15 protein-coding genes are annotated in these 18559 nt (G+C 44.0%); 1 reads left to right on the top strand and 14 read right to left on the bottom strand.

What is annotated here, in order from left to right; translation table 11 throughout:
- Nucleotides 1-65 precede the first annotated feature (65 nt).
- Nucleotides 66-1370: a sugar ABC transporter substrate-binding protein gene (locus tag AB5150_RS11845; RefSeq protein WP_055145901.1), complete on the bottom strand. Its 1305-nt coding sequence runs from the start codon at nt 1368-1370 to the stop codon at nt 66-68.
- A 351-nt stretch (nt 1371-1721) separates the two neighbouring features.
- On the opposite strand from AB5150_RS11845, the gene AB5150_RS11850 reads away from it, so the two are divergent.
- Nucleotides 1722-2489 (top strand): YesL family protein, encoded by a 768-nt coding sequence (locus AB5150_RS11850; RefSeq protein WP_015534455.1) that lies wholly within the window; start codon nt 1722-1724, stop codon nt 2487-2489.
- Nucleotides 2490-2584: 95 nt separating this feature from the next.
- Here AB5150_RS11850 and AB5150_RS11855 read toward each other — a convergent pair whose 3' ends face one another.
- The 13 genes from AB5150_RS11855 to AB5150_RS11915 all read right to left on the bottom strand — a co-directional run.
- Nucleotides 2585-3508, bottom strand: a complete 924-nt coding sequence (locus AB5150_RS11855) for an AraC family transcriptional regulator (protein WP_015534454.1) — start codon at nt 3506-3508, stop codon at nt 2585-2587.
- Nucleotides 3509-3650: 142 nt separating this feature from the next.
- Nucleotides 3651-4802: a YIP1 family protein gene (locus tag AB5150_RS11860; protein WP_015534453.1), complete on the bottom strand. Its 1152-nt coding sequence runs from the start codon at nt 4800-4802 to the stop codon at nt 3651-3653.
- A 122-nt stretch (nt 4803-4924) separates the two neighbouring features.
- Nucleotides 4925-5140 carry a hypothetical protein gene (locus AB5150_RS11865; protein ID WP_368291915.1) on the bottom strand — a complete coding sequence of 72 codons (216 nt, stop codon included), beginning with the start codon at nt 5138-5140 and terminating at the stop codon, nt 4925-4927.
- Nucleotides 5128-6534, bottom strand: a complete 1407-nt coding sequence (locus tag AB5150_RS11870) for a hypothetical protein (protein WP_118649532.1) — start codon at nt 6532-6534, stop codon at nt 5128-5130. The genes AB5150_RS11865 and AB5150_RS11870 overlap by 13 nt, the downstream gene beginning before the upstream one ends.
- A 193-nt stretch (nt 6535-6727) precedes the next feature.
- Nucleotides 6728-7678, bottom strand: coding sequence for a glycosyltransferase family 2 protein (locus AB5150_RS11875; RefSeq protein WP_015534450.1), 951 nt, complete (start codon nt 7676-7678; stop codon nt 6728-6730).
- Nucleotides 7675-9375, bottom strand: a complete 1701-nt coding sequence (locus tag AB5150_RS11880; RefSeq protein ID WP_368291916.1) for a hypothetical protein — start codon at nt 9373-9375, stop codon at nt 7675-7677. The genes AB5150_RS11875 and AB5150_RS11880 overlap by 4 nt, the downstream gene beginning before the upstream one ends.
- Nucleotides 9376-9529: 154 nt before the next feature.
- Nucleotides 9530-11281, bottom strand: a complete 1752-nt coding sequence (locus AB5150_RS11885) for a phospho-sugar mutase (protein ID WP_055145916.1) — start codon at nt 11279-11281, stop codon at nt 9530-9532.
- Nucleotides 11282-11434: 153 nt separating this feature from the next.
- Nucleotides 11435-12427, bottom strand: a complete 993-nt coding sequence (locus AB5150_RS11890; protein ID WP_368291918.1) for a hypothetical protein — start codon at nt 12425-12427, stop codon at nt 11435-11437.
- Nucleotides 12428-12744: 317 nt separating this feature from the next.
- Nucleotides 12745-14076: a CCA tRNA nucleotidyltransferase gene (locus AB5150_RS11895; RefSeq protein WP_368291920.1), complete on the bottom strand. Its 1332-nt coding sequence runs from the start codon at nt 14074-14076 to the stop codon at nt 12745-12747.
- Between the two features lie 91 nt (nt 14077-14167).
- A complete protein-coding gene (gene proS, locus AB5150_RS11900; protein WP_022217371.1) occupies nt 14168-15601 on the bottom strand; it encodes a proline--tRNA ligase in 1434 nt (477 codons plus the stop codon).
- 143 nt (nt 15602-15744) lie between these two features.
- The gene (locus AB5150_RS11905; protein ID WP_368291921.1) at nt 15745-16446 is read right to left on the bottom strand and encodes an RluA family pseudouridine synthase; all 702 of its coding nucleotides are present in this window, start codon (nt 16444-16446) and stop codon (nt 15745-15747) included.
- 211 nt (nt 16447-16657) lie between these two features.
- Nucleotides 16658-17347 carry a response regulator transcription factor gene (locus AB5150_RS11910; protein ID WP_161171443.1) on the bottom strand — a complete coding sequence of 230 codons (690 nt, stop codon included), beginning with the start codon at nt 17345-17347 and terminating at the stop codon, nt 16658-16660.
- The coding region (locus AB5150_RS11915) for a sensor histidine kinase (RefSeq protein ID WP_368291923.1) at nt 17340-18559 on the bottom strand (1220 nt) is incomplete at its 5' end. The genes AB5150_RS11915 and AB5150_RS11910, both read right to left, overlap by 8 nt.

The raw sequence follows: 18559 nt of genomic DNA on the forward strand, positions 1-18559 counted from the left end.
GGTAAGCAATGGGCAGGACCTTCATCCTACCCACTGTTATGTTATCTTATAAATGCTCTGTAGGATTACTTGTCTTCCTCATCGATGTACTGGTTCATCTGAACTGCGAAGTCCTTACATGACTGCTCCATCTTTGATGGATCTGCCCATGCATCTGCGAAGAATGTCTGTGCTGCCTGTGACCAAACTGTTGAGTTGTATGTGTAAGGTCTGAGCACGAGCTCATTTGTAACACCTGCTACTGTTGAATCCTTTGTGATATCAAGGTAAGCGTTGAGGTTGAACTTGTCTGTGCAGTTAACCCACTTATCTGATGTGTTATTGTAAGCTGACATTGTTACACCGAGCTCAGCCTGCTTCTCCTGCATCTCCTTTGAACCTAACCACTCGATAAGCTTCCAACAGTCATCTGGTCTCTTTGTGTCTGCTGATGCAGCCCATCCAAGTCCGTTACAGATAGAAGTTCTCATACCTGTTGTCTTGTCGTATGGAAGAATTGCTACGTCACAGTTCTCAACGAGATACTCGTTGTCAAGGAATCCTGCTGTCATCCATGAACCCTGTGTGATCATTGCTACTGTACCTGACTGGAACATAACGTCTGTACCTGTCTCTGACATTGTTGTTGCCGGTGGGCAGCAATCCTTGAGGAGCTTTCCTACATAATCCATAGCCTTGATAGTGTTGGCATCGTCATATCCTGACTTTGTGTGATCGTCATTTACGATGTAACCGCCCATTGAGTAAACCATGTTGTAGTATGTGTCCTGATCGTTTGATGTGTTCATACAGAAACCGTACTGATCGCCATTAGTAAGCTTCTTAGCTGCATCATAGAGGTCATCCCATGTCCATGTCTCATCTGGATAAGAAAGTCCTGCATCATCAAACATCTTCTTGTTGTACCAGAGAGCGATTGTATCGTAATCCTTTGGTACTGCGTAATATGAGCCATCATATGTGTAGAGCTCTGTGATCTCTGACATATAGTTGCTCATATCAACCTTATCGCTCTTCTCAATGTAGTCATCGAGCTTTAAGAGCTTGTTGTTCTTCATGTACATCTGTGAGTTGTTGGAGTGCATCCAGAATACATCCGGCATATCTCCACCTGATGCTCCAGCCTCAAGAAGTGTCCAGTATGAATCCCACTCCTTAACCTGTACATCAACCTTGATTCCTGTCTCTTCTGTGAAGAGATCACATATCTGCTGCAGACCCTTCTGCTGATTGTTATCCCAGATAACCACCTCAAGTGCATCCTTACTGCCGCTCTTGCTTCCGTCGCCGCTTCCGCCACATGCGCAAAGTGAAAATGCTGTTGCTGCTGCAAGTCCAACTGCTACTGTTTTCTTTAATGTTCTTCTCATAAAACCTTCCTCCTTTTTACATCACCGGCAGGATTTACGACACCCACATTCTCTTTCATACCCTGAATTCTGCGTCCTGTTCTGCCGGTTCGCCTTACGGCGTTCTGTGTGTTTTCTATGATTGAATTATAAAATTTTGGTGAACATTTTCACATGGAAAAATGTCAAAATATCATGGGTTTTTGTCACAAATGTATATTTTTAAGTAGTTAAGTTCGCTGTTTTTGTGCTATTTTATGGTAAAATGTAGAATACCTATGGTAAATTGTAAAATTCGCTATATATTGGCATACCTTTTTGTGCTATAGTTAAACAAACGATATTATCACTTTTTACATCAGGAGGAATTTTATGAACATTTTCAACAGTGACGGCTGGTTTTCCAGATTTTTTGGAACGCTCGGCGATATTATAATAGTGAACATTCTATTTATATTGTGTAGTATTCCCATAGTCACCATGGGAGCTTCCATGAGCGCAATGTATTTCACTCTGTTAAAGAAGCAGAGGACAGGCGAAAATGGAGGTGTAGTGAAATTATTCTTCAAAGGCTTCAAGGATAATTTCAAACAGTCAACGATTTCATGGCTGCTATTCCTTCTTATATCATTTATATTCACTCTGGATTTCAACCTTTTTGGCAAGGGTGGTCCACAGGAGAACAAGCTCATGTACTACACCAGTGTCGTGCTTATGATATTGACATGCTTCATCGCAATTTACCTGTTCCCTGTCATAAGTGCCTTTAAGAACACATTGAAGAACCTTCTCTTGCAGTCCATTTACCTGGCAGCCAAGAACTTCATATTTACAATAGTGATCATGGTTCTCTACACTCTGCCTGCATATGTTCTGCTATCCAGCACTCAGGTATTCATGGTAGGTATATTCGTGTTCATAGTATGTGGCTTTGGCCTTATAGCATATGTATCATCATTCATGTTTTTGAAGGCATTCACCCCATATCTGGATGAGGTCACAAAGAAGTACACGGACGACGATCCTGCTTCATGGATGCACAGCGATGACCAGACATCTGAATCAGATGAGGATAATCCTGAATCCACAAAGGTGACCAAGAAGCTTATCGTTGACAATTCATATCATGGCAGACAGTAGTTTTTACCGTATATCGTAAATACAGCAAAGGCGGATGTGCGACAAATCGCACACCCGCCTTTTGCTTAATTCAAATTTTTTGATTCAATTATATCTTACAGCTTCGAAGCCTCATGTCCAAACTTGGCATCATTCGTCTCAAGCTCAACCTCAAGATTCCTGAATGACTTAGGACTCATTCCAAACTTCTGCTTGAATGCTTTAGAGAAAGAAAGAGAATCCTCATAACCACACTGATATGCGATTATATTGATCTGTTCCTTTGATGACCGGAGAAGACTTGCAGCTTTCTCCAATCTGAAGTTGATAAGATACTCCTGAGGAGATACACCCATCTCCTTCTTGAAGCTTCCTGTCAGATGACTTCTGCTGATTCCTATGAAATCCGCAATGTCATCGATCTTGATCTTGTTCATGTACTTCTCTGTTATGAAGTCGACAGCAGCCTTTACATATATCTTACTTGGATACTCAATGTTATCAGATTCCTGCGCATCGGAGGCATTATCCTCCATAATGGTTGCGAAGAGAAGCATCAGTGCACTCATTCTCTTCACCTCGTTTATACGTGTGATCTGGGAATATTCGAGCATCTTGTTGATACATTCTGCACACGTATCCATCTGCTCTATCTTGATGATAGGTGAGCCCTTTACATACCCCATCGCCTCAATAAAATCTTCAGCTCTGTAGCCATGAAATCCAACCCACATGTAGCTCCATGGATCATCATCGTCAGCCCTGTAAGTAGTCTCCTCACCAGGTCTGATGATAAACGCCTGTCCAGGTCCCAGTTCATAAGTCTTCCCCGCAATTGTAAATGTACCCTTGCCCTTCTTTACCATATGGATAACATATGATTCTCTGACGTATGGACCAAACTTCCAGCCTTTTATACAATCCTCTCTGCCACAATAGTCCAGACTGATTGCGGTACCCCACATATAGGAGTTCGACAACTGTAGATCTTCCAGACAAGCAAAACCAACACTGTCAGTTAAACCAACCTTTCTTACCATAACCCGTCCTTTCCTTTACCATATCTTTGCCACCCTTTTATATAAGTTAACACCAAAAACACCTTTATATTTTAACAAAAGCAGACAAACCTGTCAATTTTCAGATCTGTCTGCTTCCTGTAAAATATCTATAAATTATGTCTTACCAGTGACGGTAACCAAATACTGTTGCAGCGTTCTTGAAGTAGCTGAGTACCTGCTCTGCACATGTTGCGCTGTCACTGAATATCTTTTCTGCGATGTTATCTATAACAGTGATGAGGAATACTGAGATAACTATAGCAGCGATAACTGCAAATATCTTTGAGTTGTCATTTGTCTCAAGGTTATCGAATAACGCATGAGCTGCGATCACGATTCCGCAAAGGCTTATTCCGAGGAAGAGTATGTATCCAAAGCCTCCGATGATTCCGCTGAGGAAATCAACCTTGTGGAAGAGTGCTGAGATGATCTCAAATATGATTCCTGCAACCATTGCTATTGCCTCATAAAGTGCAAATACACCAACGGCGTTAAGTGCTTTTCCAAATGTGATTCCACCCTTGAATATAATTCCTCCGGCGATAAATACCGCTGCTGTCATGATGACTGCTGCGATTATAGTGAAGAAGAACATGTAGAAGCCCTTTGCTATTGAATCGCCAAAGTCAAATCCCATTATGAGGAATCCGACAGTTACAAATATAAGTGAGAGGATGGCATTTACTCCTGCAAGTATTCCGCCAGGAACCATGTTGTCACTCTGAACCATCTCACCCGCTGTATCTGCAGGGCTCTTGAAAAGACCTATCACATTCTTGAGAAGATCATTTATCATATTGCCCGCTGCTGATGGCTTCTTCGGCTGTGGCTGTACATAGCCCTGCTGGCCGTACATCTGCTGGTTCATCTGTGGCTGGCCGTAGCCCTGCTGACCATACATCTGCTGGTTCATCTGCTGACCGTAGCCCTGCTGATTGTATGCTCCCTGGTTCATCTGCTGGCCATAACCCTGCTGATTATACATCTGCTGGTTCATCTGCTGACCGTAGCCCTGCTGGTTGTATGCACCCTGCTGGTTCATCTGCTGGCCGTAACCCTGTTGATTGTATGCACCCTGCTGGTTCATCTGCTGGCCATAGCCTTGCTGATTGTACACTCCCTGCTGACTCATCTGCGGCTGGCTGTAAGCCGCTGCCTGCTGATCTGCCTGTGGCTGGCTGTTCTCCGCCGCCTGCTGATTTGTCTGTGCCTGATCTGCCACCTGTTGTTCTCCCTGTGGCTGACCAAACTGCTGATCCTGATTCTCGTTCATTCCTGTTACCTCCAATTCCTTTCCCTGTGTGAAAATATATCAAAAATATGATACCAAATTCCCCTGGTTTTGTCATCATATCATTGCTCTATAAACTTCTGTGCGATATTGAAGGATCTGACTCAATCCTTATAATAGCCATCGAAATAGTTAATCGGGCTGTGGCTGTCATACTTTGCATGATACACAAATGTGGCATAATCAACATATTCCGCTTTTTTCTCCTCATTCTGTCCAATATTGTTGGATCTTACAAGAGCAGAAATCACTATGGATACCGTTAAGCATATCCCGCACACGATACCTACTGCAACATACAAAAATACTATCGAACCCATGTCTTATCCTGCCTTTCCTTAACGTATTCTATAGTGCCATAGCTTCTGAATCTGTGAATATCTATTCTAGATCTGTGAAGCTTGTTGATCGCACGCCAGAAACTCACCAAACTATATATAACTCCGGCCACATACACGGAAAATACCATAAAAGCTCCACCTGAATCACCCACACCTGCACTTATCCTATACAGATCCGTCATAAGTCCCCCAACAAATACAGATACATATGTACAAAGCACAACCATCACTGTCATAAGTATCGCTATGGATGCCCCAACCTTAAATCTGTTGGATGGGACATTTCCCACGACCTTGCCGGTCTGCCCATTCACTGCCACGGTATAGAGTATTCCCTGATAACGAAAAGTCATGAACCACGCTGGCAGCAATGCATACTCGATATCTGTCATCTTTATATCCGTTTTTTCCTCAGTAATCCGGGCGTTTTTCGGAACATCGCTCATCATCTCTTCCTTCACCGCATCATTGCTCTTTCTCTTTGCAACGGCTGCGATCTCGGCAGCTGGTACATCGTACCTGTCCGTGTAAAATCCGGACAGATATTCTGGAGAAAACGTCAAAGCCTTCTCTAAATCATAAGGCTCCAGTCTTGCCGAAATGTGATCATTCAATCTTCTTGTTGCATCACCAGGTACCCTTGGAACTGTACACTCACAATCTCTCATACAATTGTGTGTGACTGTTTTGTCTGCAGTTTTCTGTGCAACTGCTGCTATAGAACCAAAGCATTTTTCATAATTACTAACGCGCTCGCCTTTTTCATTCTCCTGAAATACATACTTGAGCTTTTTTCTAACATGATAAGATGCCAGCCAATATGGTATATATATTCCTCGTATCTTATCAATCTCAAATTTCTTTATCTCATCCGGAACAAACCACCCCTTACAGAACCTGTCACGTATAAGCTGTTCTGCTCTCTTCTGAGAAATTCCAAATGGAATAATAAGGTCCGGCTCCAGTTCATCCTTAACTCTGTCAACCAATATCATCGGCTGCCCGCAATACGCACAGAAACTGGAAGTTTCCGTGGATTTCACCATAAGTCTTGCACCACAGGATGTACATTCATATAGATTCATATCCATATACCTTGGTGATTCATCATCCTTTCCAATATTGATCTCATCCAATGTGTATATCGTATCCGTGGCATCAGTTATGTATCTTTTTATTCTGGCAATCTTCTGAATTGCCTTATAGCTTCTCTTATCTACAAGCTCTCCATCCTCATTCCTGACCATGGCAGAGTTTTCTTCTCCTATGCCTCTGCTGATCACCGAATCACACTGCGTACACTGCAGCTGCCTCGTCTTAGGATTCAGTACCACAACACCGCCGCAGGATGGACATTTTACTGTAAGATTCATTGCATGTTACCCCCATGTCTACCAAACATAAGCCCCATTTGACTAAAACAGTATCATCTAAATTATAAGCTATCAAGTAGTCAAATTACAACTATATGTACCTGTAACGGATGTAAATATTACATAAAACGTCTTATCATCCAAATAAAGCTGTATCATAACCATTCCATCACAATACAGCTTCATAATGTTATCAATTTATCTTATTCACGTCGTCTTTATTGGTGTCGGAAATTATATAATGTGGTCTTCCCTTGGTCTCCATATATGTCTTGGCGATATATTTACCCATTATTCCTATGCACAGGAACTGGAGTCCTGATACAAACAGTATGATGCACACAAGTGACGGCCATCCCGCAACAGGGTCTCCCCACACCAGCTTTCTTATGAAGAAGAACAGCATCATGACGAATGCGACAAATGTACAAAATATTCCAAATCCTGAAGCTATACTCATCGGCGCCTCGGAGAAGTTGATTATTCCGTCCAGTGCGTATTTGAAAAGCTTCCAGAAGTTCCACTTCGTCTCGCCCGCAACTCTCTCCACATTCTCGTATTCCAGCCATTTTGTCCTGAACCCGATCCAGCCAAATATTCCCTTGGAAAATCTGTTGTACTCGCACATCGACACGATGGCATCCTTCATCTCTGCCTTCATAAGCCTGAAATCCCTGGCGCCATCCACGACATCGGCGTCGGATATCTTGTTGATGATCTTGTAGAACATCCGCGCAAACCAAGATCTTATCGGCGGCTCGCCCTTTCTGGTGACTCTTCTGGTCGCCACACTGTCATATTCTCCCTGCTCAAGTATACCGAGCATCTCCGGGAGCAGACTTGGCGGATCCTGCATGTCGGCATCCATCACCGCCACGTAATCCCCATCTGCATTGCAGAAGCCCGCATACATTGCAGCCTCCTTACCAAAGTTTCTGGAAAATGACAAATACTTGAAATAATCGTATTCCTCTGAGATCTTTTTCATGGTCTCAAGAGTCTTATCCGACGAACCATCATTTACCATAAGAACCTCAAAATCATACTGTCTGAGTTCCTGTCTCACCTTGTCCAGCTCCCCTGCAAATATCGGAAGAGCCTGCTCTTCGTTATAGCATGGAATTATCAAACTAACTTTTTTCATTTTGTTTCACCTGCTTTAAATTTATAAATTCGTATTCCTGAAAATCTGTATTCTATAGATTTCTTTGTATACTTTGTTATCTCTGCTATTTTCTCAGTCATCTTGTGTATCTTTTTCTCTTCAAATTTTGGATCATTGATGACTGCCACATATATCTCATCGCCGCAGTCCTTCACCAGATCAGCGATGCTGTCTATATCATCCTCGTACACATACCGGCATCTTCCCATCTGGGAAAATACGTTCATTCCCGCGTACACGTTGTTCCATTTGCCATCTCCGTGACACAGTATGATACAGTCCTGTCCCTTCATCTCCTCCAAGGCTGTGCTCCAGTCGCTGTATCCCCTGTACTGCCAGTCTACACCCTTTACAGCTATACTGCCTGCACATAATGCAAGGCATATGACAGCGGTTACAACTGCACATCTCTTCCTGGTTATTACTGGAACCAGCTTCATCATACACCATATCATAAACACAGCCACTATAGGAAGTGCCGAGTAGATATATCTTGCATTTACAAGCTCGGACCCCTGTATTCCCACAAATGCAAGAACGGCGTCGGCCACGATAACCCCCGCCAATAACAGTGAGCGTGACTCTATACATCCTGCTCTGTCCGCATCTATATCTCTCCTGTGTGTACATACTCTGTAGGATAATCCATCATTTTTCCTGACCAAGGATATCCTTATATCCACAAATGAAAGCACTATCCTTGCCACGATGAGCACCAGTGCCACAAGCACGATCAGCGGAAGCAGTCCTGCAAAATACGACCTGTTTATATAACTGATATAATATAAGAATTTGTGACCGGAAAGTCCTATCAGATTATCGGTAGCATAGCTTCCCCTGTAACCAAATATGTGCTTTATCGTCGCGGGAAATACCGCTATTGCCGCACCAAATCCAGCAACAAGACTAAAGCCATACGCAAACATCTGCTTTACCTTTCGCATATACAGCAGGTATATACATACACACAATCCAAGTCCGGCAACATAGAAGTAGAAATAATAGTGTGTGAGTCCGCCGAACATGACCGCCAGTGCCAGCAATATAAAATACGGCACGGTCATCTTCTTTTTATGTCTCAGTATATATACATGAACCGCCGTCAGCAGCAATACATTCAAGGTCTGAAGAAGATACATCCGTATGAGCATACAGTTGCTTATGCCCACCGATGATACGCCCCACAGAGCTGCCGCCATCAGTCCATACCATCTGTTTCCAAGCAGATATGCCGCCACATACAACAGAAGAATATCCACAAATATCAGGAGTATGAGGTTGAGCACTATTCCCGGAACTGCACTGTATCCCGCTCCTTTGAAAAAGTAGCACACCGTATGCAGCAGCATATAATATACCGGCGGGTGGACATCATTTTCCTGATTTCTGTATGCCGCACTGTAGTTGAATGAATCATCGTTATAATTCATATAGTTCTCAAAATATGACCCCGTCACCCACTCATCAAGTGGCGTGTTGTCCTCTCCCGGATGGAGAAAAGTCTTGTCCGTGGAGTTTGCAAGGCCATAGCTGTACACCTCATCGCAAAACAGATACTGTCTCTTAAGCCCGTAGTGGATGCACAGTCCATACTGCAGTAACACCAGCACTATGCATGCGATCCAGAAATACCGATTTGTCCTGATTTCTTTATTTTTCTTTACACTCTCTGTCATAATCTATTCTCCCACTGTCTTTGCCCATATAATAAGAGCAGTTTACCTCCTTTGTATACTTAATTTATTTTAAAATAAAAAACGGACTGCTACATTGTGACCGTATATTATACGTCACTGTAACAATCCGTTTGTTTATGATTATTTTTCTTTATTACTTTTCAAGTATATCGTAGATAAGATCCATGACCTTGTCACCAAATGCTGCTGACTCCTTCTGTGCCTCATCGTATGATGAACCCTTGATTCCGTAGTAGAACTTGATCTTTGGCTCAGTTCCTGATGGTCTTACCGCAAGCCATGCATCGTTCTCAAGCTCGTAGTAGAGTACATTGGCATTCGGGAATCCGGTAGGCTTAACCTCACCTGTCTCGATATTCCTTATATACTCAAGACGATAATCACGTACCACTCTGGTCTTGTATCCTGCTACTTCCTCAGGTACATTTGCACGGAGGATATTCATGATGTGTCCGATCTTCTTTGATCCCTCAACACCCTTGAGTGTTACGGTCTTGATATCATCTACATAATATCCGTACTTCTCGTACATATCCATCATCGCATCCCAGAGAGTCTTGCCCTGACCTCTGTAGTAAGCTGCTGCCTCACAGAGAGCCATAGTTGCAACAACCGCATCCTTGTCTCTTGCATGTGTTCCGATCAGGCATCCGTAGCTCTCCTCAAATCCGAAGAGGTATGTTCCCTTGCCTGTCTGCTCAAATCTGAGGATCTCGCGTCCGATGTTCTTGAAACCTGTGAAACACTCGATGAGATCTGTTCCATAATACTTTGCTATAGCATCTACCATGTTGGTAGTAACGATAGTCTTGATGATTGCTCCGTCTGCTGGAAGGCTGCCATTCTTCTCCTTCATCTGGCTTACCTCATACTCGCAGAGTAAGCTTCCTGACATGTTACCTGTGAATACCTTGTACTCACCTGTCTTGGAATCCTTGGCGTAGCATCCGAGTCTGTCGGCATCAGGGTCTGTTGCCAGAACGAGATCTGCATCGACCTCCTTTGCCAGCTTGAGTGCCAGTGCAAATGCTTCCTTTGCCTCTGGGTTTGGATACTCAACTGTTGGGAAATCTCCATCCGGAAGCTCCTGCTCAGGAACCACGTACACATTCTCAAATCCGATCTCCTTGAGAATCCTTCTTACAGGGATGTTGCCTGTTCCGTGAAGTGGTGTGTACACGATCTTGATATCCTTGCCATACTTGTCAATTGCATCCTGATTGAGGATGAGCTTCTTGAGCTCGCCCATGTATGCGTCATCAACCTCTGAACCGATAGTTACAAGAAGCCCCTTCTTCTTTGCCTCTACCATGTCCATGGTCTTTGTATCTGCGAAATCTGTGATGGCCTTTACCTCGGCCATGATTCCCTGGTCATGAGGTGGTGTGATCTGTGCGCCATCCTCCCAGTATACCTTATATCCATTGTACTCTGGTGGGTTGTGTGATGCTGTTACATTGATACCAGCTACACAGTCCAGATATCTCACTGCAAATGAAAGCTCAGGTGTCGGTCTAAGTGACTCGAATCTGTAAGCCTTTATGCCATTTGCTGCCAGGCAGAGAGCTGCCTCCATAGAGAACTCAGGTGACATTCTTCTTGAATCATAAGCTATTGCCACACCTTTGTCCTGCTTGCCCGCCTTGATGATGTAGTTTGCAAGTCCCTGTGTAGCCTTGCGCACTACATATATGTTCATTCTGTTAGTACCAGCTCCGATGATGCCTCGAAGTCCGGCTGTTCCAAATACAAGATCACAATAGAATCTTTCTTCTATCTCTTTCTCGTCGTCCTTGATCGCTAAGAGCTCATCCTTGGTTTCCTGACCAAACAAAGGATTGTTCACCCACTGCTCATACACGTCCTTGTAATTATAATCGCTCATCATTTTGCCTCCTGTGAAATCTATTGCTTTATGTTACCCATAGAGCATCCTACAAATGGAAAACACACACACGAAAAAACCATCTGTAAAATACATCACAATTCAGTATCACGTGTCTAACTCAATTATTATCCACGCCCCAACATTATACTCTTAATTTGTCAGCTTGTGAAGTCCATAGGTATCGTTAATTTCACTCAAAATTTTGAGCTTTTCTTGGTCATCTTCGATAACTTTTTGGAGTTTTTCCATCAAAACCGGGGATATGTAGCTCTTTCTGGTGTTCATATACCGGTTACTTATCTTCCAGAACTTCTCCGGGAAACTGTACATAAGATATATGAATTCATAATCCTCATGTTCAAGATAATTGATCTGACTGTACGCACTCAGAATGTCCTTCGCCATGGTGATATCATACCTGTTCTTCTCCATGGCTTTGCGGAGAAACTGGTACAGATCCATGAGCTGGTATCCCACATGGAACCGGTCAAAATTTATGGTTGCTATGTATCCATCACAGAACATCACGCTGTGATAATTATACGAGCCGTGACAATAGCCAAGCCATTTGTCGTTGTATGTGAAATTATCCTGAAACAGCGACAGGCACTTCTCTGCCTGGCTGTAAAAATAATCAAATGTCTTTATGTACAGCATCTCAAAATCATTCTTCAGGGTTCTCCTGCTGACAAAATTTCTTATCCTGCGAAGCTCATTTACCTTTCTGTCCAGATTTCCCGGAGTTTTTTTTGTGTATGACGTATTCTCCTCCATGTACAGTTCCCTTCCGGCTCTGTGAAACCACGCCAGATTTATAACTGCTTTCTCAAGATCCCTTATGCTTGATGCATTACACTCCCGCCCTTGGAAATATTCCCTGCACACAAATGGATTTCCATACCTGTCGCAGGTCACCAGCTCGTCTTCTCTGTTGGCCACGACCCGGTCTATATTACAGAAGCCCTTTTCATATATCTTATCCTTGAATTCCTTCTCCTTCTGAAGCCTCTCGTCAGTTCCATTCAGGGATGACACCTGCCTGACCCCCTTGTCCGTCATCAGGATCACAGCACCTCTGCCTCTGCCCGTTCCCTGTACTTCCATATCGTATGCTTCATACACTTCACCCATTTTTTCAGCCAAATAAAAACCCCTCCTACAACTGTCGCTCGGGGGTATCTGTGAAGTGTGTATCTATCTGGCTTACCTAATCATGAGCGCTCTCGCTCGATGAATCCTGCAACGGCACTAGCACTCGCTCCGCATCGCTGAGTGCCGGCGGATTCATATGTCATGATTATGGTAATGTCAGATAAGATACACACATCCACTTCACAGATAAACCCTCGCTCACTTTATAGCAATAATAACCTGCTAAATTATTGTATGAGGGGCTGTTAAGTTTCATTCTTAAGTTGTAACTTTTTATTTGTCTGTTTTACGACGGGTATCGCTGATGCCTACATCTGCTTTACCTGATCCAGCAGATATTCCCTGTCGTTCTTCTCCGGGTCTTCTATAACCATATCCAGCAGTTTCTGAAGTATCTGGCCCATCTGAGGTCCCGGCTTTATTCCCAGCTTTATGAGATCTCCGCCATTTACCTTGAGGTCCTTGATCCTGACGCAGTCAGCATCTGCCACGATCTCTTCATATTTCTTCTCAAGCTCCGCAAGCTGGCTCTGTCTCTCCTCCAGCTTGTAATCACTCTGGGCAGCCATATCGGCTTTCTTGATCTCGATTATATATGGGAAGAAATCCTTTCCAACCTCTCCGAGAAGCTTCCTGATGATATTCTTCTTCGGAACGCAGCCCATGCCAAAGTCATGCCATCTCACCAGCTTGCACACGTCCTTGATGGTATTGTTGTCAAACTTCAGTCTTCTGAGAACCGCCTCCGCCAGTGGAACTCCCGCGATCTGGTGGTCGTAAAAGTGATCTGTTCCATTCTCGTCCACAGTGTGTGTGGATGGCTTGCCTATATCGTGGAGAAGCGCCGCCCATCTCATGGTGACGTCAGCTCTTATATTCTTAACCGCCTCAATGGAGTGTACACCCACATTGTATCTGTGATACTGGTTGTTCTGTGGCTGCTCCATCATCTTGTCAAATTCAGGAAGGATATATGCAGTGATCCCTGTAACATAGGCCTCGAGCAGCTTGTCCGGGTGATCTGATACAAGGAGCTTTGTGAGCTCCACCCTGATCCTCTCCGCACTTATATCCTTGAGGTACTGTGCCTGGATGATCATGGCCTTTCGGGTATCCCTCTCTATGTCAAATCCAAGCTGTCCCGCAAATCTTATGGCTCTGAGTATCCTAAGTGCATCCTCATCGAATCTGTCCCTTGCCACACCGACAGCTCTTATAACCTTGTCATTCAGATCCTGCACACCGCCAAACATATCTATTATGCCCTTGCTGTGGCTGTACGCCATGGCATTTATGGTGAAATCTCTTCTCTTCAGATCCTCCTCAAGGCTGGCTGTGAACTCCACCTGATCCGGTCTCCTGTGATCACTGTACTCTCCATCTATCCTGTACGTCGTGACCTCATAGCCTTCCTTGCCCATCATTACCGTTACGGTTCCATGCTCTATTCCTGTATCTACGGTTCGCCTGAATATCTCCTTGACCTGCTCAGGTCTGGCAGATGTGGTGATATCCCAGTCCCCCGGCTCTCTTCCGAGTATGCTGTCTCTCACGCAGCCGCCGACTATATAGGCCTCATAGCCTGCTGCCTCAAGACCCTCTATAACTTTATTTGCTCCCTCTGGAATGTCTATTCTCATATATCTTCTCTCCGCATCTTTATATCTGTAAAATAATAACTTCTCCAGCAAAATGCTGAAGAAGTTATTATACATGATTATTATCTATATTTTAGTATGCTCTTCCGAAGTATACCATCTTCTTGGCCGGCTTGCCGCAGTGTACACATACATCTGAAAGATGCTCCTGTGCAAATGGCATACATCTTGTGGATGCTCCTGTCTCATCCTTGATAGCCTCCTCACAAGCTGTCTCGCCACACCACATAGCCTTTACAAAGCCCTGCTCGTTGTCGATGATATTCTTGAACTCATCCCAGTTAAGCGCTGCATGTGTATGTGAATCTCTGTGAGCCTTTGCTCTCTCGAACATATCCTTCTGGATAGTCTCAAGAAGCTCTCCAACCTTTGTATCTATCTCATCAAGTGATACTGTGATCTTCTCTCTTGTGTCACGGCGTACCAGAACTGCCTGATTGGCCTCGATATCCTTTGGTCCGATCTCAACTCTGATAGGAATACCTCTCATCTCCTGCTCTGAGAACTTCCAGCCTGGGCTCTTGTCGCTGTCATCGACCTTTACTCTGAATGCTCCAAGCTTCTCACGGAGCTCTGCTGCCTTCTCAAGCACTCCTGCTTTCTTCTGCATGATAGGAATGATCATGACCTGAGTTGGAGCAACCTTTGGAGGAAGTACAAGACCTGAATTGTCTCCGTGAACCATGATGATGGCTCCGATAAGTCTTGTTGTCATACCCCATGATGTCTGATGAACATACTTGAGCTTGTTGTCCTTGTCTGTAAACTGTATTCCAAATGCCTTGGCAAATCCGTCTCCGAAGTTATGGCTTGTTCCTGACTGGAGCGCCTTGCCATCGTGCATAAGTGCCTCTATTGTGTATGTTGCCTCTGCTCCTGCGAACTTCTCCTTCTCTGTCTTCTGTCCACGGATAACAGGCATAGCCAGTACATCCTCACAGAAGTCTGCATACAGATTCAGCATCTGTATTGTTCTTGCCTCAGCCTCCTCGGCTGTTGCATGTGCAGTGTGTCCCTCCTGCCACAGGAACTCTCTTGAACGAAGGAATGGTCTTGTCTCCTTCTCCCAACGCATAACTGAACACCACTGATTATATACCCTTGGCAGATCACGATATGACTGGATATCATTCTTGTAGAAATCACAGAACAGAGTCTCTGATGTAGGTCTTACACACATACGCTCTGTGAGTGGATTGAGTCCGCCATAAGTAACCCATGCTACCTCAGGTGCAAATCCCTCAACGTGATCCTTCTCCTTCTCAAGAAGGCTCTCTGGAATAAGCATAGGCATGTACACATTCTCCACGCCTGTTGCCTTGAATCTCTCATCAAGCTGCTTCTGTATAAGCTCCCAGATTGCATATCCTGCGGGCTTGATAGCCATACATCCCTTCACGTTGGTATATGCGATAAGTCCTGCCTTGAGGACAACGTCAGTATACCACTGTGCAAAATCTTCATCCATGGAAGTAATAGCTTCAACCATCTTCTTATCGTTTGCCATCTTATTTATCTCCTTAATTCTAAAACATTCTTTATCTGCTGCATAGCTGAACTACCTAATGCATACACTCTTTAATCTACAAAATTTCAGGACGTATGTCAACACGAAACATGCCAACATCCGCCCTGTAAATACCATTTTAACTAAAACTCATCCAGATCCAGAATGGCAAATGCTCCGCCCTCCGGCTCATGCTTGAACACCATGTGTTCCCCTGTTGTCGGATGGTCAAATTCCAATCTGGACGCGTGAAGTCCTATCTCCTTGTACTTCTTCTTTGTCTTCTGAAATTTAGGATTGTACTTTGTGTCACCCCAGATTCCACACTTTCTCTTTGCAAACTGTGCCCTGATCTGATGATGTCTGCCTGTGATAAGCTCCACCAGCACGTATGTGAGAGTTCCCTCGTCTGTATCCATAACGTCAAGTACCTCATACTCAAGCTCAGAATACTTTGCTCCCGGTGTATCCTTGTCCACAACCTTTGTCACGTTGTCCTTTGTGTCATGGAAAAGGTAATCCTTCAGCATACCCTGATCATTTGGAAGTTCTCCTGTAAGTATTGCCTGATAGTACTTGAGCATGGTGCCATCCTCGCTCTGCTTTGAGAGATTTGCAGCCGCCTCAGGAGTCTTGGCAAATACCATAACTCCGCCTACAGGCCTGTCCAGTCTGTGTATAGGCACAAGATATGGCTCCTCTTTTCTGTTCTCCTTCTCGTATATCCTGAGCTTGAGCATACTCACCATGCTCTCTGAATTGGTCTTGTCCGGCTGAGTTGGCACACCACATGGCTTTACAGCCACGATTATATCATTATCCTCATGTAAAATGTTTAATTTCATTTGTTTTCTCCTCATTCGCCATCTGGGGCTTATTATAATTGTGATAAGAAAGCCTTACGATTACTTCGCCACTTCGTGGCTCTCGTAATCGCACATTCATTCGCATTCCTGCCTATCGGCATACATGCTCATGAATATCTGCCCATCCGATGAACATGCAGCGTTTCATGCAAGCATGAACGCTGCATGTTCGCCGTCTGGGGCTTTCTTATCACATCCTAAACCTGTAACCAACGCCCCATACAGTCTCTATGTACTGTGGATTCGATGTGTCAAATTCAATCTTCTCTCTGATCTTCTTGATATGAACAGTAACCGTGGCTATATCTCCTATGCTGTCCATATTCCATATCTTGCTGAACAGCTCATCCTTGGAAAATACCTTGTTTGGGTTGCTGGCAAGGAAGCACAGTATATCGAACTCCTTATTCGTAAATACCTTCTCCTCGTTATCAACATACACTCTTCTGTCCGTCTTGTCTATCTTAAGACCTCTGATCTCGATGACGTCATTCTTGAGTGCCGTTGAACCAACAAGTCTCTCGTATCTGGATATGTGCGCCTTGACTCTTGCCACCAGCTCACTTGGACTGAATGGCTTTGTGACATAGTCGTCAACTCCCAGACCAAGACCTCTGATCTTGTCTATATCATTCTTCTTGGCTGTTACCATGATGATCGGAATATCCTTCTTCTCCCTTATCTGTCGGCATATCTCAAATCCATCCACCTCAGGGAGCATGAGATCCAGAATGATAAGACTGTATTCCTCATCCAATGCCTTCTCAAGACCCTTAAGTCCATTTGTCTCTATCTCTACCTCGAAATCATTGAGCTCCAGATAATCTCTCTCAAGCTCTGCAATACTAAGCTCATCTTCTATGATCAATATCTTACTCATCTGTATCTCTCCTTTTCTTTAGTGAATTTATGATCTGCAATGATCCTTTTCTCTGACCATCCTTTTTCTGATTGTCTTTTCTCTGATCATCTTTTTTCTGTGTATCCTTTTTTACATTTGCCTGCTGTTCACCGCTGGCGTCAGAAGTATCACCCTCGATCTCCTCAACCTTTGGAATATACTTCTTCAGGGTAAATACTATCGTTGTTCCGACACCAAGCTGGCTTGTGGCATATATGTTGCCGCCGTGCTCCTCAACGATCTTCTTGCATATAGCAAGTCCAAGACCACTTCCGCCTCTTGACTGTCTTGCGCTGTCAGCTCTGTACATTCTGTCAAATATATGAGGCAGGCTCTCTGAATCTATTCCACGGCCATTGTCGCTTATGGATACCTTAACCTCCGCGTCATTGTCATATATGTTGATATCTATCTGTCCATATTCCTTATCGGTATACTTGATAGCATTTGTAATTATGTTGTTGATGACCCTCTTGAGCTGGTCAGGATCAACTATGACCTTCACATCGTCATCACAATAGTTCTTGTATGTGAGCGTCATGTTCTTGGAAAGGAGCGTCGTATATACCTCCTCCATACAGTCATCAAAATAATCCTTCACCGATACCCTGTGGAACTCATATGGTATGGCGTTGTTGTTGATATTCGTATACAGTGAAAGCTCATTGATGAGGCTGTCCATCTCATTTGCCTTGCTGTATATCATCTTCAGATATCTCTCCTGCTTCTCAGGGGTATCTGCAACTCCATCCATGATTCCCTCCACATAACCCTTGATGGTCGTGATAGGAGTACGGAGATCGTGTGATATATTGCTTATGAGCTGCCTGTTCTCTTCCTCATATCTCATCTTCGCCTTGGTAAAGTCTGACAGTTTCTGTCTCATATCCTCAAATGACTCACAGAGCTCACCAACCTCATCGACTCTGTTATCGCCAAAGTCTATCTTCTCGTCAAGGTTGCCTGAGCCCATACGCTCTGCTGCCTCCTTGAGCTTGACAAGAGGATTCACAAACTGCTGGTATACAAGGAATGCCACGACACCGCTCAGGAGCATCATCATTAGAACCATCAGTATGGAATAACCCATGATGGTTCCCCTGAACTTCGCCATATAATTACCATAGTATGTGAGCATGTAAATATCTACCTGACTTCCATCCAGCACATATGATACCTGGTTGCACAGAT

This window comes from Coprococcus sp. RTP21281st1_F1_RTP21281_210402 (assembly GCF_040915325.1).
GTDB classification, from domain to species: Bacteria; Bacillota; Clostridia; order Lachnospirales; family Lachnospiraceae; genus Coprococcus; species Coprococcus aceti.